Annotated in this window: 19 protein-coding genes and 1 pseudogene; 13 read left to right on the top strand and 7 right to left on the bottom strand. The window is 41.2% G+C overall.

What is annotated here, in order from left to right:
* Window positions 1–437: 437 nt before the first annotated feature.
* The 3 genes from ACQKEZ_RS18425 to ACQKEZ_RS18415 form a co-directional block, all read right to left on the bottom strand.
* The gene (locus ACQKEZ_RS18425) at window positions 438–1,781 is read right to left on the bottom strand and encodes a (Fe-S)-binding protein (protein WP_427303294.1); all 1,344 of its coding nucleotides are present in this window, start codon (window positions 1,779–1,781) and stop codon (window positions 438–440) included.
* A complete protein-coding gene (gene glcD / locus ACQKEZ_RS18420; RefSeq protein WP_427303292.1) occupies window positions 1,778–3,187 on the bottom strand; it encodes a glycolate oxidase subunit GlcD in 1,410 nt (469 codons plus the stop codon). Before glcD ends, ACQKEZ_RS18425 begins: the two co-directional genes overlap by 4 nt.
* A 66-nt stretch (window positions 3,188–3,253) precedes the next feature.
* Window positions 3,254–4,399 (bottom strand): CdaR family transcriptional regulator, encoded by a 1,146-nt coding sequence (locus ACQKEZ_RS18415; RefSeq protein ID WP_427303290.1) that lies wholly within the window; start codon window positions 4,397–4,399, stop codon window positions 3,254–3,256.
* Window positions 4,400–4,538: 139 nt separating this feature from the next.
* On the opposite strand from ACQKEZ_RS18415, the gene ACQKEZ_RS18410 reads away from it, so the two are divergent.
* Complete coding sequence (locus ACQKEZ_RS18410) at window positions 4,539–5,093, top strand: branched-chain amino acid aminotransferase (RefSeq protein ID WP_427303288.1); 555 nt, start codon at window positions 4,539–4,541, stop codon at window positions 5,091–5,093.
* 80 nt (window positions 5,094–5,173) lie between these two features.
* Here ACQKEZ_RS18410 and ACQKEZ_RS18405 read toward each other — a convergent pair whose 3' ends face one another.
* Window positions 5,174–5,932, bottom strand: a complete 759-nt coding sequence (locus ACQKEZ_RS18405) for a DeoR/GlpR family DNA-binding transcription regulator (RefSeq protein WP_427303286.1) — start codon at window positions 5,930–5,932, stop codon at window positions 5,174–5,176.
* A 201-nt stretch (window positions 5,933–6,133) separates the two neighbouring features.
* On the opposite strand from ACQKEZ_RS18405, the gene ACQKEZ_RS18400 reads away from it, so the two are divergent.
* The 10 genes from ACQKEZ_RS18400 to ACQKEZ_RS18355 all read left to right on the top strand — a co-directional run bounded on the left by ACQKEZ_RS18400 (window position 6,134) and on the right by ACQKEZ_RS18355 (window position 18,365).
* Window positions 6,134–6,916 carry a tyrosine-protein phosphatase gene (locus tag ACQKEZ_RS18400; RefSeq protein ID WP_427303284.1) on the top strand — a complete coding sequence of 261 codons (783 nt, stop codon included), beginning with the start codon at window positions 6,134–6,136 and terminating at the stop codon, window positions 6,914–6,916.
* Window positions 6,917–6,992: 76 nt separating this feature from the next.
* Window positions 6,993–8,513, top strand: a complete 1,521-nt coding sequence (locus tag ACQKEZ_RS18395) for a glycoside hydrolase family 10 protein (RefSeq protein WP_427303328.1) — start codon at window positions 6,993–6,995, stop codon at window positions 8,511–8,513.
* A gap of 223 nt (window positions 8,514–8,736) precedes the next feature.
* Window positions 8,737–9,879: an acyl-CoA dehydrogenase family protein gene (locus ACQKEZ_RS18390; protein WP_427303282.1), complete on the top strand. Its 1,143-nt coding sequence runs from the start codon at window positions 8,737–8,739 to the stop codon at window positions 9,877–9,879.
* A 40-nt stretch (window positions 9,880–9,919) separates the two neighbouring features.
* Window positions 9,920–11,557, top strand: a complete 1,638-nt coding sequence (locus ACQKEZ_RS18385; RefSeq protein WP_427303280.1) for an AMP-binding protein — start codon at window positions 9,920–9,922, stop codon at window positions 11,555–11,557.
* 8 nt (window positions 11,558–11,565) lie between these two features.
* Window positions 11,566–12,915 (top strand): acetyl-CoA carboxylase biotin carboxylase subunit, encoded by a 1,350-nt coding sequence (locus ACQKEZ_RS18380; protein ID WP_427303278.1) that lies wholly within the window; start codon window positions 11,566–11,568, stop codon window positions 12,913–12,915.
* Complete coding sequence (locus tag ACQKEZ_RS18375) at window positions 12,912–13,127, top strand: acetyl-CoA carboxylase biotin carboxyl carrier protein subunit (protein ID WP_427303277.1); 216 nt, start codon at window positions 12,912–12,914, stop codon at window positions 13,125–13,127. Before ACQKEZ_RS18380 ends, ACQKEZ_RS18375 begins: the two co-directional genes overlap by 4 nt.
* A 12-nt stretch (window positions 13,128–13,139) precedes the next feature.
* Entirely contained in the window at window positions 13,140–14,054 is a 915-nt protein-coding gene (locus tag ACQKEZ_RS18370) for a hydroxymethylglutaryl-CoA lyase (protein WP_427303275.1), read from the top strand.
* Between the two features lie 6 nt (window positions 14,055–14,060).
* Window positions 14,061–14,843, top strand: coding sequence for an enoyl-CoA hydratase (locus ACQKEZ_RS18365; RefSeq protein ID WP_427303273.1), 783 nt, complete (start codon window positions 14,061–14,063; stop codon window positions 14,841–14,843).
* A gap of 17 nt (window positions 14,844–14,860) precedes the next feature.
* The gene (locus tag ACQKEZ_RS18360; protein WP_427303326.1) at window positions 14,861–16,390 is read left to right on the top strand and encodes an acyl-CoA carboxylase subunit beta; all 1,530 of its coding nucleotides are present in this window, start codon (window positions 14,861–14,863) and stop codon (window positions 16,388–16,390) included.
* A 49-nt stretch (window positions 16,391–16,439) separates the two neighbouring features.
* Window positions 16,440–18,365, top strand: coding sequence for an AMP-binding protein (locus tag ACQKEZ_RS18355; RefSeq protein WP_427303324.1), 1,926 nt, complete (start codon window positions 16,440–16,442; stop codon window positions 18,363–18,365).
* 15 nt (window positions 18,366–18,380) lie between these two features.
* Here ACQKEZ_RS18355 and cysI read toward each other — a convergent pair whose 3' ends face one another.
* Entirely contained in the window at window positions 18,381–20,099 is a 1,719-nt protein-coding gene (gene cysI / locus ACQKEZ_RS18350) for an assimilatory sulfite reductase (NADPH) hemoprotein subunit (RefSeq protein ID WP_427303271.1), read from the bottom strand.
* A 27-nt stretch (window positions 20,100–20,126) separates the two neighbouring features.
* Entirely contained in the window at window positions 20,127–21,944 is a 1,818-nt protein-coding gene (locus ACQKEZ_RS18345; RefSeq protein WP_427303269.1) for an assimilatory sulfite reductase (NADPH) flavoprotein subunit, read from the bottom strand.
* Between the two features lie 253 nt (window positions 21,945–22,197).
* Here ACQKEZ_RS18345 and ACQKEZ_RS18340 point away from each other — a divergent pair, with 253 nt between their 5' ends.
* Window positions 22,198–22,599 (top strand): DUF3221 domain-containing protein, encoded by a 402-nt coding sequence (locus ACQKEZ_RS18340; RefSeq protein WP_427303322.1) that lies wholly within the window; start codon window positions 22,198–22,200, stop codon window positions 22,597–22,599.
* A gap of 55 nt (window positions 22,600–22,654) precedes the next feature.
* Here the strand turns inward: ACQKEZ_RS18340 and ACQKEZ_RS18335 are convergent.
* A pseudogene (locus ACQKEZ_RS18335) lies at window positions 22,655–23,983 on the bottom strand (aldehyde dehydrogenase family protein).
* A 236-nt stretch (window positions 23,984–24,219) separates the two neighbouring features.
* Between ACQKEZ_RS18335 and ACQKEZ_RS18330 the strand changes: the two are divergent.
* Window positions 24,220–24,645: a DMT family transporter gene (locus ACQKEZ_RS18330; RefSeq protein ID WP_427303267.1), complete on the top strand. Its 426-nt coding sequence runs from the start codon at window positions 24,220–24,222 to the stop codon at window positions 24,643–24,645.
* Window positions 24,646–24,655: the final 10 nt, after the last annotated feature.

Raw genomic sequence — 24,655 nt, 5'->3', positions numbered from 1 at the left:
TGTCATGCAGTCTTTTTTACGCTCTGTTCATCACTTACCCCTGTGTGGACAATTTTCATTTCGTATTAGGAGAGTTCGGGTCCAATCGGACTCAAGTTGAAGGGGAACATTCCTTTGAAGCAAAGCTTCTTTAATGTGATTAGAATTCTCAGTAATGACGGTTTGTTCAATCGGAATTCTTGCTTTCAGTTCATCAAGAGTGAGGTGCGCCTCCTTTGATTGACGAAGGACCACTCATTAAAGAACGATGGAAAAAAAGTCGAACGAGATAGTTCATTTATACAATCGGATAAAGTGGATAACTTGAAATACTGGAGAAGAATCATAGACAGTTTTTTCTTATTTCTTTTCACCAATAGGCTCAGCTCCTTTCACAATATATGGCTCTATTATCCAACGTTTCCACTGAATGCATGTAAAAGAAGCGTCCAGAACAATTAACTGGACGCTTCTTTTACATGGGTTGCTGCTTCTAATAGCAACTCAGCAATATGGACAGCTCTGACGTTTGAGGTGAGACCTTCTCGTTCTATGCCTGCTTTCATTTGCAGATGGCAACCGGGATTTGAAGTCACAATGGTTGTACACGCTGTTTTTTTCACTTCTGTCATTTTATGATCAAGGATTTGTGTAGACATTTCAGGCTGCGTCAGGTTGTAAATGCCAGCAGATCCGCAGCAGCGATCAGCATCTTTCATTTCTTGAAAATGAACCCCTTCAATGGCACTAATTAATTGTCTTGGCTCTTGATGAACGCCCATTCCATTCCGCAGATGACAAGAATCCTGATATGTCACAATTTGATCTGGTAATGATAAAGTAGTACGGTTGAGAAAATCAAGCTCAACTAGCACTTCAGATATATCCTTTAGTTTCGCTGTGAAGGTTTTACTTCGCTCACTAAAATCAGGATCATCTTTTAATAAATGATCATAATCAAGTAAGAATGCGCCACAGCCACCTGCATTGATCACAAATGTGTCTGCCTCTATTTGCTCAAATGCCGCAATATTTCGTTTGGCTAATTCTCTTGCCCCATCTTTTTCGCCACTATGACCATGGAGTGCTCCGCAGCAAGTTTGAAGAGGAGGGGCAACCACATCACAGCCGGCAAGCTGAAGCAATTTAATTGTCGCTTGATTTGTCCTTAAAAAGACGGTATCCATTAAACAACCGGAAAAAAAGGCGACCCGTTTTCTCTTGACACCAATGGCTTCGTATTCGCTCGGTTTATTTTTCATCTCCTTTATACTTGGCACTTGCGGGAGTACGCGTTCCATCACTTGAAGATGGGAGGGGAGCAGTTTGAGCATCCCTGTTTTTTGAGCTGCTTTTTGTATTCCGGATCGCTGATAAAAGCGAAGGAAACCAGTTGCCGTTCTCATTCGGCTTTGAGAAGGAAATAAACCGTTAAAGACGATTTTACGCACCATTTTAACGGGAAAAGAATGTTTTTTGTTTTGGTGAATGATGTCTCTTGCATCTTCAAGCAATCTGCCATATTTCACGCCAGATGGGCAAACTGGTTCACATGCACGGCAGCCAAGACATAAATTCAAAGAATGCTCGACATCTTCATCTGGTTCAATGACACCGTCTACTACAGCTTTCATTAAAGCAATTCGCCCTCTTGGAGAGTGTGTCTCTTGATGACCTGATTCAATGTAAGTGGGACAGGAGGGGAGACAAAAACCGCAGCGCATACAATTGAGTAACTCTTTCTCATCCATGTGCTTTTGAAATTGCTTTTGGATTTGTTGTTTTTCTTGTGCGGATGTCATGAGATCACCACTCGCTTCCTAGATTCGTTTGCAAAAATCTTCCCTGGATTCATGATGTTGGCTGGATCGAGTGCATTTTTCACTGCCTTCATTGCAGCAATTCCCTCTTTTTTTAGTTTCAGCTCTAAATAAGGTGCCTTCATCACACCAACTCCATGCTCACCCGTAATTGTGCCTCCAAGCGCAACAGCTTTTTCAAAAATAGCAGCAAATGCTTGCTCGACTCGTTCCATTTCTTCTGCATTTCTTGCGTCTGTCGCACACGTTGGGTGTAAATTCCCATCTCCTGCATGACCAAACGTACAGATTTTCACTTGATACTCGTCGGCAATCTTTTCAATAGCTCGCACCATATTGGCGATTTCTGATCTTGGTACTGTGGCATCCTCTAATATCGTCGTCGGGCTTAAACGCGCGAGGGCAGAGAGCGCCGAACGTCTTGCACTTAACAAATCTTCTGCTTTTTTCTCAGATTGTGCGATCTCGACACTTTTTGCGCCATGGGCTTTGCAAATTTCAGCCATCTCATATATGTCACGTTTGACCGCTTCAGGCACACCATCTTGCTCAATTAACAAAACGGCCTTCACATCAGTGGGGAGTCCAATTTTCGCAAAATCCTCGACGACTTCTAATGTGGGCTGATCCATAAACTCAAGGGTCGCTGGAATGATGCGCTTTGCGATAATGGCTGACACAGATGTAGCTGCTTCCTCTAAACTTTCATATAAACAAAGCATCGTTTGTTTTGTTTGAGGAAGCGGAACGAGCTTCAAGATTGCTTCTGTGATGATGCCAAGTGTTCCTTCTGAGCCAACAAATAAGCGTGTCATATCATAGCCTGCGACATCTTTGGCAAGTTTTCCGCCAGTTTTGATCATATCGCCATTCGGCAAAACAACCTCAAGTCCGAGAACGTAATCTCTTGTCACACCATACTTTAATCCTCTTAATCCACCTGAATTCTCATTGATATTCCCGCCAATTGTCGAGATTTTCATTGAGCTAGGGTCAGGGGGATAGAAGAGCCCTCTTTCCTCAACGAGTTTGATTAATTCCTGTGTGATAATGCCCGGTTCAACAGTGACAGTTAAGTTCTCTTCATCGATTTCAATCACCTGATTCATGCGTTTAAATAGCAACACGATGCCACCTTCAGTCGGGCATGTACCTGCACATAAATTTGTACCAGACCCTCTAGGAATGATTGGCACCTTATATTCAGCACATACACGGACGATTTTTTGTATCTCATCTTTGTTTCCTGGGCTTACAACAGCATCTGGCATCGCCTGAAAATTTGGTGTGGCATCATAGGAGTAAGCGAGTCTATCCGCCTTACTTTCTTGCACATACTGACTGCCAACAATTTCTTTTAATTTGTTTAAACATATAGATTTCCCCATCCAGATCAACTCCATCTATCAAGACATTTAACTACCTTTAGTATAAAAAAAGAATCGCCCTGGTTCCTACGGACGATTCTCTAAAAATTCATGTTGTTCTGTGATTTTTTTTGTATCTTCATCTAAAATCAGGAAAGCCAAAAAGAATAACACAGCATCTTGCATCTGCTTCGGATCTAATCCAGTTAACTCCTCTACACGTTTCAGCCGATAGTGGAGGGTATTGATATGAATATGCATGACCTCTGCGGTTTGTTTGAGCGAATGATTTTGTTTTATGAACATGCAAATCGTTTTCATTAATTCCTGGTGGGGCAGAAGATGTGAAATGGTCCTTTCCAAAAATGAATGCTTCGCCTCATCACTTAAATCTTCTATTAAAAGCTCAAGCATCAAATCCTCATCAAAAAGAATAGGTGTGACATGATCGGCCTGCTTTAATGCTCGTTCAGCCTGAAAAAAGGAAGTCTTTATCTTTGCACAAGAAGTTGCCTGTCCGGCACCCATTAAAATGTCTGCCTGTAAATATCGAGAAAGGAGGGTATGCATTTCAACAAGTCGACACTCAAGGGAATGACGTTTTTCTCCATCTGTTTCAAGAATCAGTAGTAGGCGTGAACGTCCCCACCTTACTATGACATCATGTTTTCTTAAATGAAGCATGGATTGAACAGCTTTGAATTGATCTCGCTTCATCAGCTTTTCCCCTCGGCAGTCAACAAGGATAATCATGCGATCCTTCGTCACATCTAACTGAAGGAGCTCGGCTTTTTCATGAAAATCTTTGGTCGCTTGCGGCATATGAAGCCAGTCAAAAACAAAAGCCTCAAGCTGCCTGTCATGACTTTCTGTTTCTTGTGAAAATTCATTCTCTTTAATCAATAGCTCTGTCATTTTTCTAAGGATTTCTCCAAAGGGGGAGACATGCTCTGGGTCGCCTGTCATGCCAATAACGCCAATGACATCTTGCTGAAAATAAATCGGCAAGTTAATGCCTGCCTTCACACCTTTCAAACGCTGCTCATCTTCCTTTGTCAACACACGTTTTTGACCTTGAGAGGAGGTTAAAAATGCGCCTTCATGAAATCGACCAATACGTGATGTATCTGTTCCTGCAATGATTGTACCGTTTGTCTGGGTGATGATGATTTCTTCTTTTAGAACTTTTTTTACCTCATCTACAATTTTTTCTGCTAGTGCCAACGTCAGCAAGAGCATCCCCTCCGTGACCAATTGCTTTTTTTCATATCATACCATCCTCTTATCAAAAGTGGCACCCATCTTATCTTTCTTTTCACATTCGTTATGTTAAAATAAAAACGCATGTTGATCAGAAAAAGGAGGCATCTACATGTTGATGCAGCGATTAAATGACTTAGTGAAAAAAGGATATACGCTCACAGATTTTGAACATGAACAGGCACTTGCATGCGACTGGACATTAGAAGGAGAGAGGGCAGAGGAGAAGGACCGCTTTCGAGATGTCTATATCGAACGAGTTGAAAAGGAAGCAGAAGCATTCATACAATCAGAAGAGCCTCCATTCTTACAGGAACCTCTTACGTATGTCAAAAACCACAAGAATGAGTTTATCTATATTGAATCTCCGTGGTTTGACATTGTACAAATAGATGGTGTCGCAATCGAATGGGATGATGTATTCCAAACTTATACCGCCCTTTTTGGTTTCATGAGACGGAAAAAAGAAACAGGGAAGCTGAAAGAGATTCTTTCAGATGTAAAAGGTGCACAGCTCCAATTTAACGGGCAGGATGGTCTATTTGAGATGAACCTTCAGCTACTTGAAATCGGGGAAATAAAAGAAGAGATGGCACTAGCTGAAGTGCTTTCACATCTTTATCAATTTTTGTTTCAAGTCGTTTTAAAGCTTGAATCAGATAAATAAAGAAAATGGCTCTGTCCATAGAGCCATTCAGATTGTTGACTCACTGCACTGATGCCAATCTATCAACTGTTTTGATAAGTTTAGGTGGTTGGTGTGACGAAGCGGACATCATGATTTTCACCGTATTCGAGATAAGCTTGTGGTGGCTGTTGATTTGTGACAACAACATCAATTTCTTTTAATTCACAAAAGGTCGTGAGGGCGTATTGATCAAATTTGCTATCATCCACCATTAAAAATGTCATCGCACTTTTGGTCACAACCGTTCGTTTAATATCGGTTTCAAGTGGTGAGGAATTGGTGAGGCCGTTTTCTATTGAAATCCCTGTAGAAGCAATAAATGCCTTGTTCATATTATACGTTTTGAGCCGTTCAACACTTTGAAAGCCAACAAATGAATTTGTTTTTCTTTCGAGCATTCCACCCGTGGAAAAAATCGTTAAGTTTGGATGAGATATGGCTTGGTTAATAAAATCAACATTGTTTGTGACAACAGTCAACTGTTTATCAGTAATAAATGGGAGGATCTCTAATGTGGTTGTCCCAGAATCAACAAAAATGACATCGCCATCTTCGACAAAACGAGCAGCAGCCTGTCCGATTTCTTGCTTCTTGTTTAAATTTCGCGTTTTTCGATCTTGGTAGACAACAAGTGTTGAATGGTTTACAGCAACGCCGCCATACACCTTATTGAGTACACCTGATTCAACCAATGACTGGACATCTCGCCTGATGGTGTTTTTTGACACGCCGAAGTGTTCAACAAGTTCATCCAGAGAGGCTGATTCCTGATCAAAAACATATTCTTTCATAAGCTGAATTCGTTTCGTTTTTAGCATAAGATTTTCTCCAATCAACTCGTTTATCACGAATTCTTTCTGCTGACTTTATTATACCAATAATGAGTTAGTAATCCATGTGAAGGTGATAAAATGATCGTTAAGTTGTAAAACTTCCAGATGATGATATTTCTTTTCTCCTTTTTTAAAAAGGCGTATGATGAAGGAAAAGATAGTGAAAAAAGAGAGGATTACAGCTCGATGAATAGACAACATATACATTTTTCAAAGCTTGCAAATTTCAGAGAAGTAGGCGGGCTCAATACAGAAGAAGGGAAGTTGCTGAAGCCTGGAATGATTTTTAGATCGGCAAATTTATCTCGTTTAACAAAAGACGATATTCATACATTCTCACAATTAGGGATTCAGCTTATTTGTGATCTTCGAACAGCCTCTGAGCGAAAATCGCATCCATCAAAAATGCAACATGATGACAAGGTCAAACTTATGCATATTTCTATGCAGCCAGATAGTAAAATACCGAGTAAGTTCAGCATGTTTCGAATGCTTACAACACAAGCAAAATCGCTGTCATTTATACCAATCATGAAAGACATGTATGCCAGTATGGTCAATGAACGTCATAAAGAAATTCAGCAGTTTTTCAATTTGCTATCAGATGAGAGGCACTATCCCGTTCTAATCCATTGCACGAGCGGAAAGGATCGAACTGGATTTTTATCAGCACTTGTCCAGTTACTAGTAGGTGTGCCGAAGAACAAGGTTTTATCACAATATATGCTCTCGAATGATGGAGTCAAAATACTCATCAAACAACAGGAACGCTTAATTCGTATGATGAGTTTATACCGAGTTTCAAAACTACAGACAAAGCCTTTACTTGAGGTGCAACAAGATTATCTAGAAGATGCTTTAAATCAGATCATTGATACATATGGAACTGTCGAACAGTTTCTCATAGAAGCATGTCATATCCCTAAAGAACAAATTGAAAAAATAAAAGATATTTTGCTCAAGCCCTAAACTGGCATTCCATATTTAGCAATTGAATAGGCTGATATGGGGTGAGATACCGATGAGATTTTACAAAAGGAAGTGTTTGATAATCTGTACAACCGTTTTTATGCTAAGTTTTCTTTCAATTCCATCAAGCGGACTGGCCCGTCCTGTCCAGCTAAACCTTGATGGGAATAGGGAAATGCGTGCCGTGTGGATTGCATCTGTGCTAAACCTTGATTGGCCATCGAAGAAAGGTCGATCTGTTAAGGAACAAAAAGATGAATTGATTCAGCGTCTTGACGAAGTGAAAGACATGAACATGAACGCAGTCGTTGTACAAATTAAACCAACAGCTGATGCATTTTATCCGTCACAATACGGACCTTGGTCAGAATATTTAACGGGCATTCAAGGTAAAGATCCTGGCTATGATCCGCTTGAATTTATGATCAATGAAGCGCATAAACGGAATCTTGAATTTCATGCTTGGTTTAACCCTTATCGCATCACAATGAACCATACAGATTTGAACCGCTTGTCCTCAGATCATCCTGCAAGAAAACATCCTGAATGGACCTTAGCATACGGTCATCAGCTTTATTACAACCCTGGAATTCCAAAAGTACGTACGTTCATTGTGGAAGGAATTGAAGAGGTTGTGAAGCAATATGATATTGATGCGGTTCATATGGATGATTATTTTTATCCGTATAAAATAGCAGGCGTCGAATTTCCTGATCAAGATACTTATAAAGAATATGGAAAGGATCGGTTTTCAAAAATTGCTGATTGGCGTAGACACAATGTGAACGAATTAGTTAAACAAATCAAACAAATGATTCAAGCTGAAAAACCGTTCGTTAAGTTTGGAATTAGTCCCTTTGGTGTATGGCGCAATATGAAGGATGATCCAACCGGCTCTAACACAACGGCTGGCATGACAAATTATGATGATCTTTATGCAGATACAAGAGAATGGATCAAACAGCATTGGATTGATTATGTCACACCACAAATTTATTGGAGTATTGGATTTCAAGCAGCTGCCTATGACGTTCTAATCAATTGGTGGTCAAATGAAGTAAGGGAGCACCCAGTTCACTTCTATGTAGGGCAGGCCACATATAAAATCAATCAAAACAGTGATCCCGCTTGGTCTGATCCTGAAGAATATATAAGACAAATCACACTAAACCGAGGATCACCGCTCGTACAAGGAAGCATGCATTTCAGCCTAAAAGACGTAAACCGTAATCCCCTTCAAATAAAGGATCGTTTGATAAATGAACTCTATCAAAAGCCAGCCCTTATTCCTGATATGCCGTGGCTTCATCAAAACGTGCCCCAAAAACCCATCATCAGCCATCTAAAAAGGACAAAAGAGGGCATGTCTCTTCATATCAAAAATAATCCACACTCTTCAGCTACTTATTATGCCATCTATCGGTCAGAGAATAAGCAAAAACCACAACTCATTGATACTGTTCGCCAAGTAAAAGGACCTACAACAGCATTTATTGACCAAACAACGAACATAAATAAAAGCTATACGTATCAAGTTACTGCACTCAATCGACTACATGCAGAAAGTAAGCCTTCACCCAAACATTATGTCAAATAAGGAATTGAAAAAGCATGAACAGAGAAGTCTCTGATTTCATGCTTTTTTGATGTGATTCTATTTCGCTTGATATAACGACTAGAAATGAGCAGGAATTCCCTTTGTTCATAGACGACTACCTATACTCTCAATCTATTTTTAAATTTTCTGAATTTATTCAGGTGGCATGAAGCTGCTTGATAATTAATAAATATGATAGAAAGCAAGTAAAGGGGGCAACAACATGCATTTTGAATTAACAAAGGAACAACAGATGATTCGAGACATGGCAAAAGATTTTGCAAAAACGGAAATCGCACCACATGCAAGAAAAATTGATGAAACGGCACAGTTTCCTTTACACACCTTCCAGAAGATGGGCGAACTTGGTTTTATGGGAATTCCTTTTCCTGAAAAATATGGGGGCTCTGGTGGAGATACGATATCTTATGCGCTTGCCGTAGAAGAAATCGGCAAAAAATGTGCGAGTACAGGCCTTAGCTATGCAGCTGCTGTGTCACTCGGTGCAAGTCCCCTATATTATTTCGGAACTGAACAACAAAAAGAAGAGTACCTCATTCCGCTTGCCTCTGGGAAAGCACTTGGCTCCTTCGGTTTAACTGAATCTAATGCCGGCTCAGATGCTGGTGGTACTAGAACAAAAGCTGTCAAAGACGGACAAGAGTATGTGATCAGTGGTGAGAAGTGCTGGATTACAAATGCGAATTTTGCCCGTACTATTATCGTCACTGCCGTCACAGATCAAGATGCACAAGGAAAACCCATCATATCAGCCTTTATTGTAGAAAAAGAGCAGGAAGGGCTCACCATCACTAACCCTTACGACAAAATGGGGGTGCGTGGTTCTGATACAGCCGAAATTATTTTAGACTGTGTCCGCGTTCCATCATCCAATCTGTTAGGTGATCCAGCAAAAGGCTTTAAACAATTTTTATATACACTTGACGGAGGAAGAATTTCAATTGCTGCACTTTCTGTAGGAATTGCTCAGGCAGCACTGGATGCTGCAATAGCGTATGCAAAAGAGAGAAAGCAATTCGGAAAAACGATCTCCTCCTTTCAAGCCATCCAGTTCAAATTAGCCGACATGGCCATGCAAATTGAATTAGCTAGACAAATGGTCTGGAAGGCAGCATGGCTGAAAGACCAAGGGAAACCTTTTACAAAAGAAGCTGCCTACGCCAAGCTTTTCGCCTCTGAAATGGCGACAAAAGTGAGCCTTGATGCCGTACAAATTCATGGGGGATCAGGATATATGAAGGAGTATGGGATAGAGCGCCTCGTTCGTGATGCAAAGCTCATGGAAATTGGAGAAGGCACATCAGAAATTCAAAGAATGGTCATCGCAAGACAGCTTTTACAATAAATGAAAACGCTTACTCATTTTTTGTGTAAGGAGGGGGAAAATGACACAAGTTCCACCACAAACAATCGGCTTTATGTTAAAGGAAAAGGCAGCAAAGCTTCCGAACCATGAGGCCATTGTCTATTCAGACCGACATCTGCGTTATTCTTATGAACAATTTTATTTCCGTGTAAAAGAAATAGGCAAAGGCTTAATGGCGCTTGGTATTCAAAAAGGGGATCATATTGCCATCATGGCACCAAATGTTCCTGAGTGGCTCATCCTTCAGTTTGCATGCGCCACAATCGGAGCGGTACTTGTGACGGTGAATACAAATTTTCAATCACAGGAGCTTGCCTATTTGCTGAAGCATTCAGATAGTAAAATGTTCTTTTTAGTCAAAGGGGTAAAAGGGACTTCTTATGTCAATATGCTGAATGAATTACTACCAGAGCTCCGCACTTCTACACCTGGGATGCTTGTGTCACAGCAGTTTCCTTATTTGAAAGGGTGTGTATACATCGGAGATCATGCGCCGCTAGGTATGCTTAGCTGGGATCGTATCAAAAGCCTTGCCAAGGATGTAACTGATGACAAGTGGCAAGAGCGAATGAATCAGCTCTCACCTGATGATGTCGTGAATATGCAGTACACATCTGGCACGACGGGCTATCCAAAAGGAGTCATGCTCACTCATACGAATATTGCCGGAAATGCGAAACAAATTGCCGATTGTATGAAATTAACCCATCACGACCGAATGTGTATTCCTGTCCCTTTTTTTCATTGCTTCGGTTCAGTGCTTGGTGTTTTAGCCTGTGTGTCAAAAGGGGGGACCATTGTCCCACTTGAATCCTTTCATCCAGAACGAGTACTTCAAACAGTCGAAAAAGAAAAATGCACTGTCTTGCACGGGGTACCAACGATGTTTATTGCTGAGCTCGCTCATCCACATTTCAGTCAATATTCTTTGTCCACATTGCGTACAGGAATTATGGCTGGTTCTAACTGTCCTGCCCACGTGATGAAAGCAGTCATCGAACAAATGGGATTAAAGGAGATGACGATTGCATATGGTCAAACAGAAACCTCACCTGTCATTACCCAAACAAGAACAGATGATTCTTTTGAACGAAGAGTGAAAACGGTGGGGCGAGCACTTCCGAATATCGAAGTGAAAATTGTCGAACCAGGAACGACAAATGAGCTAAAAAGCGGGATGCAGGGCGAGCTATGTACACGAGGCTATCATGTGATGAAGGGCTACTACAAAAACGAGGAAGCCACCAAAGAAGTGATTGACAAAGACGGATGGCTTCATACAGGAGATTTAGCTGAAATGGATCAAGATGGATATATCACCATTACTGGTCGCTTAAAGGATATGGTCATCAGGGGTGGTGAAAATATATATCCAAAGGAAATAGAGGACGTACTTTATGAGCATCCTTTCATTCTTGATGCCCAGGTAGTTGGCGTCCCAGATCAGAAATACGGGGAAGAAACTGCTGCTTTTGTTCGCTTAAAAAATAGCGCCAAGATCACGATTGATGAACTGACAGACTATTGTTTAAAGAAAATGGCTCGCTACAAGGTACCGCGATATTTTTTCATCATAGAGGATTATCCGATGACCGCTTCTGGGAAAATCCAAAAATTTAAACTAAGAAAACAAGCGCTTGATTTGATAAAGGAGTGACTCACCATATGTTTCAGAAAGTGCTCATTGCCAATCGGGGAGAAATTGCCCTCAGAATCATTCGAACGTGTAAACGCCTCGACATACAAACAGTTGCTGTTTATTCAGAGGCAGATCAGGAAGCGCTTCATGTCAAAGCAGCGGATGAAGCTTACAAGATTGGGAAGTCAAGAGTATCTGAAAGTTACTTAAATATCGACACCATCATCGAAGTAGCGAAAAAAACGAAGGTAGATGCCATTCATCCAGGGTATGGATTATTATCTGAGAATCCTGCATTTGCCGAGCGTTGCCAAGAAGAAGGGATTACATTTATCGGACCGTCCCCACAGGTGATTGCACAAATGGGAAATAAAATCACAGCGAGAAAAGCGATGTATCAAGCTGGTATTTCAGTAGTTCCTGGCATTTTCACAGCACTTCATGACGTAAATGAGGCAGCCAAACAGGCAGAAAAACTCGGATACCCTGTCATGCTCAAGGCATCAAGTGGTGGTGGTGGCATTGGCATGCAGATTGTCCAAAATAAGGAAGATTTATGTAAAGCGTTTGAAGGAAATAAAAAAAGAGCACAAAGTTTTTTCAAAGATGACACCTTGTATATGGAAAAAGTCATTGAAAATGCTCGCCATATCGAAATTCAAGTTCTTTGTGATTCATACGGGAATGGTGTTCATTTATTTGAACGAGATTGTTCTCTCCAGCGCAGACATCAAAAAATCATTGAGGAAGCACCGGCATCGTTTCTCGATGAACCGCTTAGAAAGAAAATGGGAGAAACCGCAATTTTGGCAGCGGGGGCTATTGGTTATGAGAATGCAGGGACGATTGAATGCTTAGTAGATGAGCATAAACAATTTTATTTCCTCGAAATGAATACAAGATTACAAGTTGAGCATCCAGTCACAGAAGAAATCACCGGTTTAGATTTAGTTGAACAGCAACTATGCATCGCAGCTGGTAAAAGTCTCTCGTTTCAGCAAAAAGACATCACAAAACAAGGTCATGCCATTGAAGTCAGAATTTACGCAGAGGACCCTGCCACATTTTTCCCATCACCAGGTACGATCACACATTTATCCTATTTGGAACAGCCCTATATTCGGCATGAATGCAGTGTCGAAGCAGGCAGTGTCGTTACACCGTTTTATGACCCGATGATTGCCAAAATGATTGTACGAGGTGAAACGAGAGACATCACGATTGAAAGATTAAAAGAAGCACTGAACGCATATGAAATCAAAGGCATCAAAACCAATGTACCGCTTTTACGAAAAATTGTTGCTTCAACAGCCTTTTTACAAGGAGACATCACAACTGATTTTCTCATCAAACAGAAGGAGGGAAACCATTCATGAAAACAGTCACCATTCAAATGGCAGGCAACCTATGGAAAGTACTAGTGAAACAAGGGGACAACGTGCAAAAGGGGCAGGAAGTTGCCATTTTAGAATCAATGAAAATGGAGATTCCAATACTTGCTGAAGACGATGGAACAGTCGCACATATTCATAAACAGGAAGGAGAATTTGTCGATGAAGGAGAGATCCTTTTAGAGCTATCAGAATAGGGGGAGAGATCATTGGCATTACCAAAAAAGGTGCAAATTCGAGAAGTCGGACCAAGAGATGGTCTACAAAATGAACCGATTTGGGTTGAGACGGCAGATAAAAAGCAATGGATCGACATGCTAAGAGAGGCGCACCTTTCTTATATTGAAGTCACATCCTTTGTCCATCCAGCATGGGTGCCAGCATTAAAGGACGCCAAAAAACTTGCGGCTTCTTTAAAGAAAAATCAAGAATTGACCTATGCCGCCCTGATCCCAAACGAAAAAGGCATGGAAGATTTTCTTGAATCAAATCTCGATGAAGGCGCCATGTTTATCTCTGCCAGTGAAACACATAACCAGAAAAATATGAATCAATCAATTGACGACACACTCCCTGTCATCAAACGCATCACCTCTCAACTAAAAGCGCAAAAAATCCGAACACGAGCTTATATCTCAACCGTCTTTGGTTGCCCATATGAAAAACATATATCAATTGATCGAGTCATCCGTTTAACAGATACTTTATTTGCCTATGACGTGGATGAAATTTCCCTCGGAGATACGATTGGCGAAGCGCACCCACTGCAAGTGGAAAGACTTTTGGACATTCTACTTGCACGATTCCCTGCTGATAAGATTGCCCTTCATTTTCATGATACAAAAGGGCTGGCACTTGCCAATTTATACACTGCTTTAAAAATGGGAATCACCATATTTGATTCGTCAACGGGCGGACTAGGCGGCTGTCCTTATGCGCCCGGTTCAAGCGGAAATGTGGCAACAGAAGATGTGGTTCATATGCTTCAAAAAACAGGCATTGAGACAGGTATTGACCAACCGGCATTATTAAAGGCTGCTCACTGGATCGAATCAAAGGTTAAACGGACACTACCAAGCCATTGTTTACGTGCCTCTGCACACCAACAATTTAACGAAGGATGAGCTTATATGGAACAAACCATTCAATTTTCAATGCTAGAAAAGCACATTGCGATGATGACGCTGAATCGTCCTGAAAAAGCAAACTCGTTATCAGCCAAGCTACTTAGTGACATTCAGTGTACCATTCGTAGCATCACACAAGATGAGCGCATTCGTTGTCTTCTTGTGACCGGTGCAGGAACCAACGTATTTTGTGCGGGGGCTGACTTAAAAGAAAGGTTATCAATGACTGAAATCGAAGCAAAAGAAGCCGTACTCACCATTCAGCAAACTTTCACAGCGATTGAGCACCTGTCTATACCAACTCTCGCTGTGATCAATGGTCATGCCCTTGGAGGCGGTCTTGAACTTGCCCTAGCCTGTGACATCCGAATCGCCAAAGAAGAAGCAAAGCTTGGTCTTCCAGAAACAGGACTAGCTATCATCCCTGGTGCTGGTGGTACTCAACGACTGCCACGATTAATCGGATCTGGAAAAGCGAAAGAGTTAATTTACACAGGCGCAACCATTACAGCAAAAGAAGCCAAAACAATTGGGCTCATTGAGCATGTCTCATCAAGCGATGCTCTTTTAAATGATGCACTGCAACTAGCTGAAAAAATCGCAGTGAACGGACCAATTGCACTAAGAGAAGCCAAAAAAGCAATCAATTCAGGTAGAGATCAAGACATTCAATCAGGGTTAGCACTTGAGTATGATTCGTATCTCCGTCTGTTTAGTACAGAAGATAGGATTGAGGGGTTAAAAGCTTTTCAAGAAAAACGCTCTCCTCAATATAAAGGCAAATAAAAAGGGGGCTTTACATGATGAAAGAAGAACAAGAAGACAAAAGAAGAAAACAGCGCATCTTAACAGGTGGTGCTGAAAAATACCATGTGAAAAATCAAGAAAAAGGAAAGTTATTCGTGCGTGACAGGCTAGCACTTTTGCTTGATGAAGCCTCCTTCATTGAGGATGCACTATTTGCAGAATGTATGGACGATACCCTTCCTTGTGACGGTGTCGTGACAGGCACTGGGATGATGAATGGACAAACGGTGTGTGTGATGGCAAACGATTCGACTGTAAAAGCAGGATCGTGGGGCGTAAAAACCGTAGAAAAAATCATTAGAATACAAGAAACGGCTGAAAAACTCAACTGCCCTATGCTGTATCTCGTGGATTCAGCGGGCGCAAGAATTACAGATCAAGTCGCCATGTTTCCTGGCAGAAGAGGAGCAGGACGTATCTTTTATCAGCAAGTGAAACTTTCGGGCCGCATCCCCCAAATATGTCTTTTATTCGGACCTTCCGCAGCTGGAGGTGCGTACATTCCTGCTTTTTGTGATGTTGTTGTAATGGTGGAAGGAAATGCATCAATGTATTTAGGCTCTCCACGAATGGCAGAGATGGTCATCGGGGAAAAGGTATCACTTGAAGAGATGGGTGGTGCACGCATGCATTGTACCGTCTCAGGTTGTGGTGATATTTTAGCTAAAAGTGAAGAAGAGGCCATCCGAATTGCACGTAGTTATTTAGGCTATATGCCTGCAAATTATACAGAAAAACCGCCTGTCACAGCCGCAAGAGAACCTAAGACCTCTGACCTTCCAATACAAGAACTCATTCCAGCAGGACAAAACGCTCCATTTAATATGTATGACCTCATTGATCAGCTTATAGATGAAGGCTCTTTTTTTGAAATCAAAAAACTCTTTGCCCCCGAATTAATAACAGGTTTCTGTCGGTTGAACGGACAGCCTGTCGGAATCATTGCCAATCAACCAAAGGTAAAGGGCGGTGTACTATTTCATGACTCCGCTGATAAAGCAGCCAAATTCATTCAGCTTTGCGACGCTTTCCACATCCCACTCTTATTCCTTGCTGATATTCCAGGCTTTATGATTGGTACAAAAGTCGAACAAGCGGGCATTATTCGTCATGGTGCGAAAATGATTTCCGCCATGGCAGAAGCAACCGTTCCAAAAATGTCAGTCATCGTCAGAAAAGCTTATGGGGCTGGATTATATGCCATGGCAGGACCTGCCTTTGAGCCTGATTGCTGCCTTGCACTTCCTACTGCTCAAATCGCAGTGATGGGCCCAGAAGCGGCGATTAATGCCGTATATGCCAATAAAATTGCCGAACTTTCGACTGAAGAAAGAAGTGCATTTATTCAGGCAAAACGTCAGGAATATCAAGAAGATATCAATATTTATCGCCTAGCATCAGAAATGATCATAGATGCTGTTGTTCCGGCTGACCTTTTAAGAACAGAGCTTTGTGCAAGATTACGTGCATACACGTCAAAAGAGATGACATTTACGAAAAGAAAACATCCGGTTTATCCGGTATAAGGAGGCACATAAGGTGAAGCAAAAGCCATCATGGGTGCCAGATGAAAAGATGATCAAACAAACTCGCCTTTACAAGTGGATGCGTTCACTTGGATTTAGCTCCTACGATGATTTTTACGATGCCAGTATTCAAAAGATCGACTGGTTTTGGAAAGTAGCAGAACAAGCAGTTGGCATACAGTGGGAAACCCCGTATGACAAAGTGTTAAATGATCATCGTCACTTCATGTGGCCACAATGGTTCCAAGGAGCAAAACTGAATATCGTTCAAAGTGCCGTTGAAAAATGGGCATTACGAGAAGATACAAAAAATCAACCAGCCATCATTTGGGAGAATGAGGCAGGAGAAAAACAGGAAGTGACTTTTGCCGATTTACATGATCAAGTGAACCGGCTAGCATCAGGACTGATCAAAGAAGGCTTAAAAAAAGGGGACATCGCCATCCTGTATATGCCCATGCTCCCCGAGACAGTGATGACCATGCTCGCTTTTGCTAAGATTGGCGTGATCTTTAGTCCTGTTTTTTCTGGTTACGGAAGTGAAGCGCTCTCCGTACGTTTGCGCGCGTCAGGTGCACGCATTTTGGTTACATGTGATGTGATGAAAAGAAGAGGCACAACGATTGATATGAGAGCTGAAGCTCAGCAGGCACTAAACAAAATAACTTCTATTGAAAAAGTCATTGTTCATTCACCAACCGAAGCCACGTATGAAGGCGATATTTTATTTCATTCACTTTTAAAAGAAAAGCCATCTACTCAAACAACATATCTCACAAGCGAAGAACCTCTCATGCTTTTGTATACGTCTGGCACAACAGGCATTCCAAAGGGCGCTGTTCATACACATGCAGGTTTTCCGATAAAGGCCGCCTTTGACGCAGGGCTATGTATGGATGTAAAGCAAGGGGATCGGCTCTTTTGGCTAACGGATATGGGCTGGATGATGGGGCCATTTCTTGTCTTTGGCGGACTCATCAATGGAGCAACGATCGTCTTATATGATGGTGCACCTGATTATCCGAGCAAAAATCGGATATGGACGTTCATCTCAGATCATCAGGTGACACACTTTGGCCTATCGCCATCATTTGTTCGATCCGCTATGCGTCACCATCAGAAAGAGGATGCCATAGATATATCACACGTCAAAGTTATCATTTCAACTGGTGAGCCCTGGAATGATGAGCCATGGAATTGGCTTTTTGAGACAATAGGCAAGAAACAAATTCCCATCTTAAACTATTCTGGTGGGACAGAGGTATCTGGCGGTATTTTAGGAAGTACATTGCTTCGTCCAATATATCCAGTTCATTTTAATGCAGCTATTCTGGGAATGGATGTAGCCGTTTATGATGAAAAGGGGGAAGAAGTGAGAGATACAGTAGGCGAACTTGTAGTCGAAAAACCATGGGTAGGTATGACTAGAGGTTTTTGGCAAGATCCATTGCGCTATGAAGCCACATATTTCAAACGATTTCCGCAAGTCTGGACCCATGGGGATTGGGCGATTCATGGTAGAAAAGAAGATTTTCAGATCACCGGGAGATCTGATGATGTGATGAATATAGCCGGCAAACGGGTAGGTCCTGCTGAGATTGAATCAATCCTTGTCAGCCACCCGCTCGTTCATGAAGCAGCTGTCATCGGCACAACAGATGATGTAAAAGGAGAGGCGATCATTTGCTTTGTTGTTCTAAAGGAAAAACAGCCACATCTATCTGAATCACTGCTTATTCAACAACTAACAGGACATGTAGCGAATAAAGCAGGGAAAGCACTCTCGCCAAAAGAAATTCATTTGACGAAAGCATTGCCAAAAACACGAAATGGTAAAATTGTTCGCCGCCTCTTAAAAGATGCCTATGAAAATAAACCAGCGAACGATCTTTCGGCTTTAGAAAACCCCGCTATTTATACAGACATAGCAAAAATGATCGAAAAAAATGAAGCACACAAAAAAGACAGGAAATGACCCTGTCTTTTTTCGTTATTGCACATGAAAATTTGTACCATCCGTTGTTTCTTTCACAATACCTGCTCGAATGACAAAATCACCGAAATGTTCATTTTCTTCGCGCTCTTTTGCATAGCGAGGTAGAATGATGTTTAGCTCATTTAAAATGTCTGCCTCACCGACATTTTCACGGTATATTTTACTTAAGCGGCTGCCATCAAAGGCGGCGCCTAAATACATATTATATTTGCCAGGTGATTTACCGATAAAGCCAATTTCACCTAATGCATGTCTTGCACACCCGTTTGGACAGCCTGTCATGCGAATCGTGATTTCTTTATCACTTAATCCATTTTCTTCAACGATGTCCTCAATTTTATCGATCAGGCGAGGGAGGTAACGTTCAGCCTCTGCCATTGCCAATCCACAAGTTGGCAGGGAAACACATGACATTGAGCTACGTCGCAGTGCAGAATGTTGTTTTCCATCCGAAAGTCCAAACTGCTCGATCAACTGTTCGATTTTTTTCTTCTTTTGCGTTGTGACATTACCAATAATTAAATTTTGGTTAGCTGTTAAACGAAAATCACCAGTATGAATGTTGGCGATCTCACGAATGCCTGACATTAATTGATAATCGTCATAATCTGTCACACGTCCGCCTTCAACAAACATGGTGAAATGCCATTTTCCATTGATGCCTTTCACCCAGCCATAGCGATCGCCATTATGGTCAAAGTGATACTCTCTTGCTTCAGCAAGCGTATAGCCGAGTCTATGCTCAAGCTCCTGTTTCACATTCTCAAGACCGAGTCGATCCACTGTATATTTGAATCTTGCATTTTTTCGAACAGAGCGATTACCATAATCTCGCTGGATGGTGATGATATTTTTGGCAATATCAATGACTTGTTCAGGTGGACAAAAGCCAATAACCTTCGCAAGCTGTGGATATGTTGCAACATCTCCATGAGTCATACCCATTCCACCGCCAATCGCAACGTTAAAGCCAATCAGCTTATCGTCTTCAAGAATGGCAATAAAGCCAAGATCCTGAGAAAAAACATCAATATCGTTAGAAGGGGGGACAGCTACACCGATTTTAAATTTTCTTGGTAAATAAAGCGGGCCGTACATAGGCTCTACTTCCGTATCAGGCGTGCTAGCGACTTTTTCCTCATCAAGCCAAATTTCATGATACGCTCTCGTTTGAGGAAGCAGATCATCACTTAGTCTTTTTGCCCATTCGTATACCTCACTATGAATCTTTGACTGATAAGGATTTGATGTACACATCACATTACGGTTGACGTCTCCACATGCAGCGATTGTATCAAGCATCGTCGCATTAATGTCTTTGATCGTCTTTTTCATGTTCCATTTTAATATGCCATGAAGCTGAAAAGTTTCGCGCGTCGTCAGCTTTAAGGTGCCATTCCCATATTTTTGGGCAAGATCATCCATGACAAGCCATTGTTTCGGTGTCGCAACCCCTCCAGGAAGGCGAACACGAAGCATAAATTGATATGCAGGTTCTAGCTTTTGTTTTTGGCGTTCGTTTCGAAGATCACGGTCATCCTGCAAGTAACTGCCATGATGCTTCATTAAACGGTTATCATCATCTGGAATACCTGCTGAAATAGGGTCTAGCATGACTTCCTTTAATGTTCCGCGTAAATAATCACTTTTTTCCTTAATTTCTTCCACATCGCTCGGAGGTCCGTCCGGCGCTTTTAACGCTGTCTTCAACATGTGGTCAAAACTCCTTTCTTTCGGGCATCAATATACGTCACGCTGATAGCGTTTTTGCTGCTGCAGGTTCGCAACATAACTCTCTGCTTGTTCTTTGCTCATGCTACCTTCGTCTTGAATAATAGAGAGGAGGGTCTCGTGGACATCATGTGCCATATGTTTTTCATCACCACAAACATAAACATATGCTCCTTGCTCAAGCCATTGAAACAGCTCATTGCTATTTTCCTTCATGCGATGCTGCACGTACACTTTTTCCTCTGTATCGCGAGAGAAGGCGACATCCATTTTTGTTAAAATGCCATCTTTTAACCATTTTTGCCATTCAGTTTGATATAAGAAATCTGTGACAAAATGCTGATCGCCAAAGAATAGCCACGATTTACCACTTACGCCTGTTTCCTCACGTTCTTGTATAAATGAACGGAACGGCGCAATACCAGTGCCAGGTCCGACCATAATGATCGGGACATCTGGGTTACTTGGCAACTTAAAGTTTTGGTTGTGTTGAATATACACAGGGATTTGATCACCTGGCTTTAATCGTTCTGCACAAAGAATAGAGCACACACCACTTCGTTTTCTGCCATGCGCTTCATATCTCACCGCACCAATCGTAAGATGGACCTCTTCAGGATTGGCTTCAAGACTACTCGCAATTGAATAAAGACGTGCAGGCATTTTTCTTAGAATGGATGTGAAATCAGAGGCAGATGCCTCAAAAGGACCGAAATCACGCACAAGATCTAATAAATCGCGACCTTCTAAATAGGCTTTGGCACTTTCCTCATTGCCTTCTTGTAAAAGCGTATGAAGTGCTTCATTTTTCGTAAACTGAAGTACTTTTTGAAGAAACGGTTTTGTTATCACCGTTATTTCAAAATGAGATGTCAGTGCTTCTTTTAACGATAGGGTATCGCCATTCTTATGAATAACAATGGATTCGCTTGCGTCCCATTTGCATTCACTGATTAATTCATCAACCAACTCTGAATCATTTGTTGGATAAATCCCTAGACTATCGCCCGGCTCATATATAAGCCCAGATCCTTCGAGAGATAATTCTAAATGGCGTGTTTCCTTATTAGAACCGCGACCATTTAGGTTTAAGTTTTCAAGTACCTCTGCGTAAAATGGGTTGGTTCTCGAGTAAACAGATTCAGTCAAGCTTGAAGCTTCTGGTGCAGTGACCCCAGTACTAGTAGAAGTACCTGTTTCACCGAGCCCAGCGGTCACTGCACCTAGCCAATCTGAGAACGGCTCATCATAATCAAGATCACAATCTACACGATCAGCAAGACGTTTCCCACCAAGCTCTTCAAGACGCTGGTCAAACTCTTTACCCGTTTGACAGAAGAATTCATATGAACTATCTCCAAGCGATAGCACTGAAAACCGAAGATGATCAAGATTAGGTGCACGTCTTCCGTGTAAATATTCATGGAAAGAGATCGCGTTATCTGGTGGATCTCCTTCGCCATGTGTACTCACGATCACAAGTAAATTGTCTATTTTTTTCAGACTATTCGGTTTAAACTCTGGCATTGAAGATAGGGTAACATGAAAGCCTTTCTCTTCAAGGGTACTTGCTGTCTTTTTTGCCAATCCTTCTGAGTTACCGGTTTGTGAACCATATAAAACGGTCACTTCTTTAGAAACTGGTTGTTCAGGTGCTGCCGTAGAAGAGGCTTGCACCGATGTATTCGGATTTAAGACTGTAGCTTGAGTAGCTGCTAGATAGCCGCTTAACCAAACTTTTTGTTGATCTGTCAGTGTTGGCAACAGTTGATTTAATTGCTCTGCCTGCTCCTGACTAAACGGACTGTTCAATACATGAAGTTGCAACGATATCCACCTCACAAGGAATATAAACATAGATTAATTCGATAGGAATTATATATATAGGTTCAATTTGAACTTTACCGAAAGTTTGCCATTAAGTAAAATATATAATGTTGATCATAACGATTAAGATTTCTAATGACTTTACAATATGCTTGTCAATTTCCGATGGAATATAATGAAATACTTAACTTTAATTTCATCACAGATGAAAGAGCTATCATTTCATATTTTAAAGGTAAAGGAGTTGTAAAAAATCAAAAATATTAAAATTTTAGTCGTCCTCTTTACCGTTCTACTAGTAGGTTGCAATCATATCAATGAAAATAAAACCGATACTGAAACTAATAAAGAAAAAAAGGAAATATCTTTTTCAGAAAAAGGGATACTGTTATATAAAGACGAAAAATTTGGTTTACTTCTTATCAATAATAAAATCCCTGAAAAAAGCGATTATTTTTTGCAATCTGATATTCTTGTTGATCAGTACAATCTTGATCTCATCGTGATCGATCTCTCAAAAGTAAATGATAAAGAATTGATACAGGGACAAAAGATAGAAATATGGTTTGATGCACTAAAAGAGTCTAAACCGCCTAAAGCAACAGTTAAAAAATACGAAATCATCTCTATTCTTCAAGTGAACACGGGGACCTAGGTTTTTTTCTATACGAAAAAGGGAGAAAACGACTCTCGCTTTCTCCCTTTCAAAATTATGCAGTTGGAAGGCCCATCACAGCTTTGACTTCTAAATACTCCTCAATACCGAAATCTCCCCATTCTCTTCCAAGACCTGATTGCTTAAAGCTTCCAAACGGGGCAAAGTAATCTGTTTCTGCATTGTTGATGGTCATTTGTCCGGCACGAATGTTTTCGGCAACATATTTCAGTGTTTTTGCATCATTTCCCACACCTGCAAGACCATAGATCGTATCATTAGCAATTTGTAATGCATGATCGAGGTCTTGATAAGTGATAACAGACATCACAGGGCCAAAAATTTCCTCCTGTGCGATGACCATATCATTTTTCACGTTCGTAAAGATCGTATGCTGAGCAAAGTAGCCCTTATCAAGTCCATCAGGTTTGCCAGTTCCGCCTGCAAGTAGAGTCGCACCCTCTTCCATTCCTTTTTTCATATAAGATTGAACAGTGTCCTATTGCGTTTTCGATACGAGTGGCCCAGTGTCATGGTCTTCCTGGGGATCACCAACTGTGAAAGAAGGGAGGGCCTTCAGTAATGCATCTTCAAACGACTTTTTCATTGGTGCAGGAATGAGCACTCTTGTTGCCGCTGAACAAACCTGACCTGTATTCATGGCATTATGAGAAATAGCGATTTTCGCAGCTTCCTCCACATTGGCATCATCAAGAATAATGAGCGGCGATTTTCCACCAAGTTCAAGCGCCATTTTCTTTATGTTGTTTGCTGCATTTTTCATAATTTTAGATCCGACCGCACCAGAACCAGTAAAGGAGACAAAGTCAATATCAGGATGTGAGCTAATTCCATCACCTATCACATCTCCCGTCCCATTTACTAAATTAAAAGCACTTTTTGGAACACCAGCTTCATCTATAATTTCAGCTAAAATCATCGCAGCAAACGGTGTGATTAAACCACTTGCACCAATTGCTTCTTTGATAATTGTGTGCCCGCCACGATCTTCTGTAAATGTGTATGTCTTCAGTGCCTCGGCTGCTTTTGAGAAATGCTCATGCCCCATTGTAAAATGAACTTCCTCTGACACCTTAAGTGGCGCACCCAATTCTAACGTCAAGACCTCAACAAGCTCATCTTTTCACTTCGCATAACCATGCACAATTTTTTCTAGCAATTCAATCCGCTCTTCACGTGATGTTTTTGAGAATGAAGGGAAGGTAGCACGTGCCGCTTTCACTGCTTTATTTAAGTCTTCCTTTGTCCCCAGACTAATTGTGCCAATTACTTCTTCAGTTGCAGGGTTGATGACCTCTGCTGTGTCATGACCTGTAGATGTTACCCATTCTCCATTCATAAAATGCTTTTCTTGGTTTCTCATAAAACATGTCTCCTTTATTCAATCAATTTAGTCGGCTATTCTATTTTTAGTTGACACTAAACTGATATCCAGAGTGAAAAATCTAAAACAAAGAAACTGTAAATGAAGCATGAGACATTTCATCAAGAGAGTGAACATTTTTGATATAATACGCAAAGTGGGACATATGTCCTTTTCAATACGGGTCATTTATCATTTAATCTAATTACACAAACATGAGAAGGAGCATATGGACGATGAAGGGAGTTATTTTTGCCTTTTTAGGAGGCGCCTGCATTACAATACAAGGGGTTGCCAATGCAAGAATTAGTGAAGACATTGGCACTTGGCAGGCTGCAACCATTACACAGTTGACAGGATTTATACTAGCACTGTCAATCTTACTGATTGTCAAAGACGGCCACATTCGCGACGTGAAAAAAGTTCATCCTCTTTATGTAATAGGTGGGGCATTTGCAGCCATCATTATTTTCAATGAAGTCACTGCTATTCAAACAATAGGCGTGACACTGACGATTGCAGCATTATTAATTGCACAACTCGTATTCACCTTTGTGATTGATGCAAAAGGGTGGTTTGGTGTGAAAAAGAAGAAAATGAAATGGCCACATTATTTAGGCATCGCACTAATGATCCTTGGTGTTGTCATCTTGAAATTTTAAAAAAGGGGGA

This window comes from Bacillus sp. NPDC077027, assembly GCF_050269555.1.
Lineage (GTDB): Bacteria > Bacillota > Bacilli > Bacillales > Bacillaceae > Bacillus.
Note: the sequence above shows the minus strand (reverse complement) of the source record. Positions and strands in the feature narration are given on the sequence as shown.

Coding starts and splice junctions, on each gene's coding strand:
- ACQKEZ_RS18355 (WP_427303324.1), top strand. CDS start 16,440: ATGATCAAACAAACTCGCCTTTACAAGTGGATGCGTTCACTTGGATTT.
- ACQKEZ_RS18375 (WP_427303277.1), top strand. CDS start 12,912: ATGAAAACAGTCACCATTCAAATGGCAGGCAACCTATGGAAAGTACTA.
- glcD (WP_427303292.1), bottom strand. CDS start 3,187: ATGGGGAAATCTATATGTTTAAACAAATTAAAAGAAATTGTTGGCAGT.
- ACQKEZ_RS18330 (WP_427303267.1), top strand. CDS start 24,220: ATGAAGGGAGTTATTTTTGCCTTTTTAGGAGGCGCCTGCATTACAATA.
- ACQKEZ_RS18380 (WP_427303278.1), top strand. CDS start 11,566: ATGTTTCAGAAAGTGCTCATTGCCAATCGGGGAGAAATTGCCCTCAGA.
- ACQKEZ_RS18405 (WP_427303286.1), bottom strand. CDS start 5,932: ATGCTAAAAACGAAACGAATTCAGCTTATGAAAGAATATGTTTTTGAT.
- ACQKEZ_RS18385 (WP_427303280.1), top strand. CDS start 9,920: ATGACACAAGTTCCACCACAAACAATCGGCTTTATGTTAAAGGAAAAG.
- ACQKEZ_RS18390 (WP_427303282.1), top strand. CDS start 8,737: ATGCATTTTGAATTAACAAAGGAACAACAGATGATTCGAGACATGGCA.
- ACQKEZ_RS18360 (WP_427303326.1), top strand. CDS start 14,861: ATGAAAGAAGAACAAGAAGACAAAAGAAGAAAACAGCGCATCTTAACA.
- cysI (WP_427303271.1), bottom strand. CDS start 20,099: ATGTTGAAGACAGCGTTAAAAGCGCCGGACGGACCTCCGAGCGATGTG.
- ACQKEZ_RS18365 (WP_427303273.1), top strand. CDS start 14,061: ATGGAACAAACCATTCAATTTTCAATGCTAGAAAAGCACATTGCGATG.
- ACQKEZ_RS18410 (WP_427303288.1), top strand. CDS start 4,539: ATGTTGATGCAGCGATTAAATGACTTAGTGAAAAAAGGATATACGCTC.
- ACQKEZ_RS18425 (WP_427303294.1), bottom strand. CDS start 1,781: ATGACATCCGCACAAGAAAAACAACAAATCCAAAAGCAATTTCAAAAG.
- ACQKEZ_RS18400 (WP_427303284.1), top strand. CDS start 6,134: ATGAATAGACAACATATACATTTTTCAAAGCTTGCAAATTTCAGAGAA.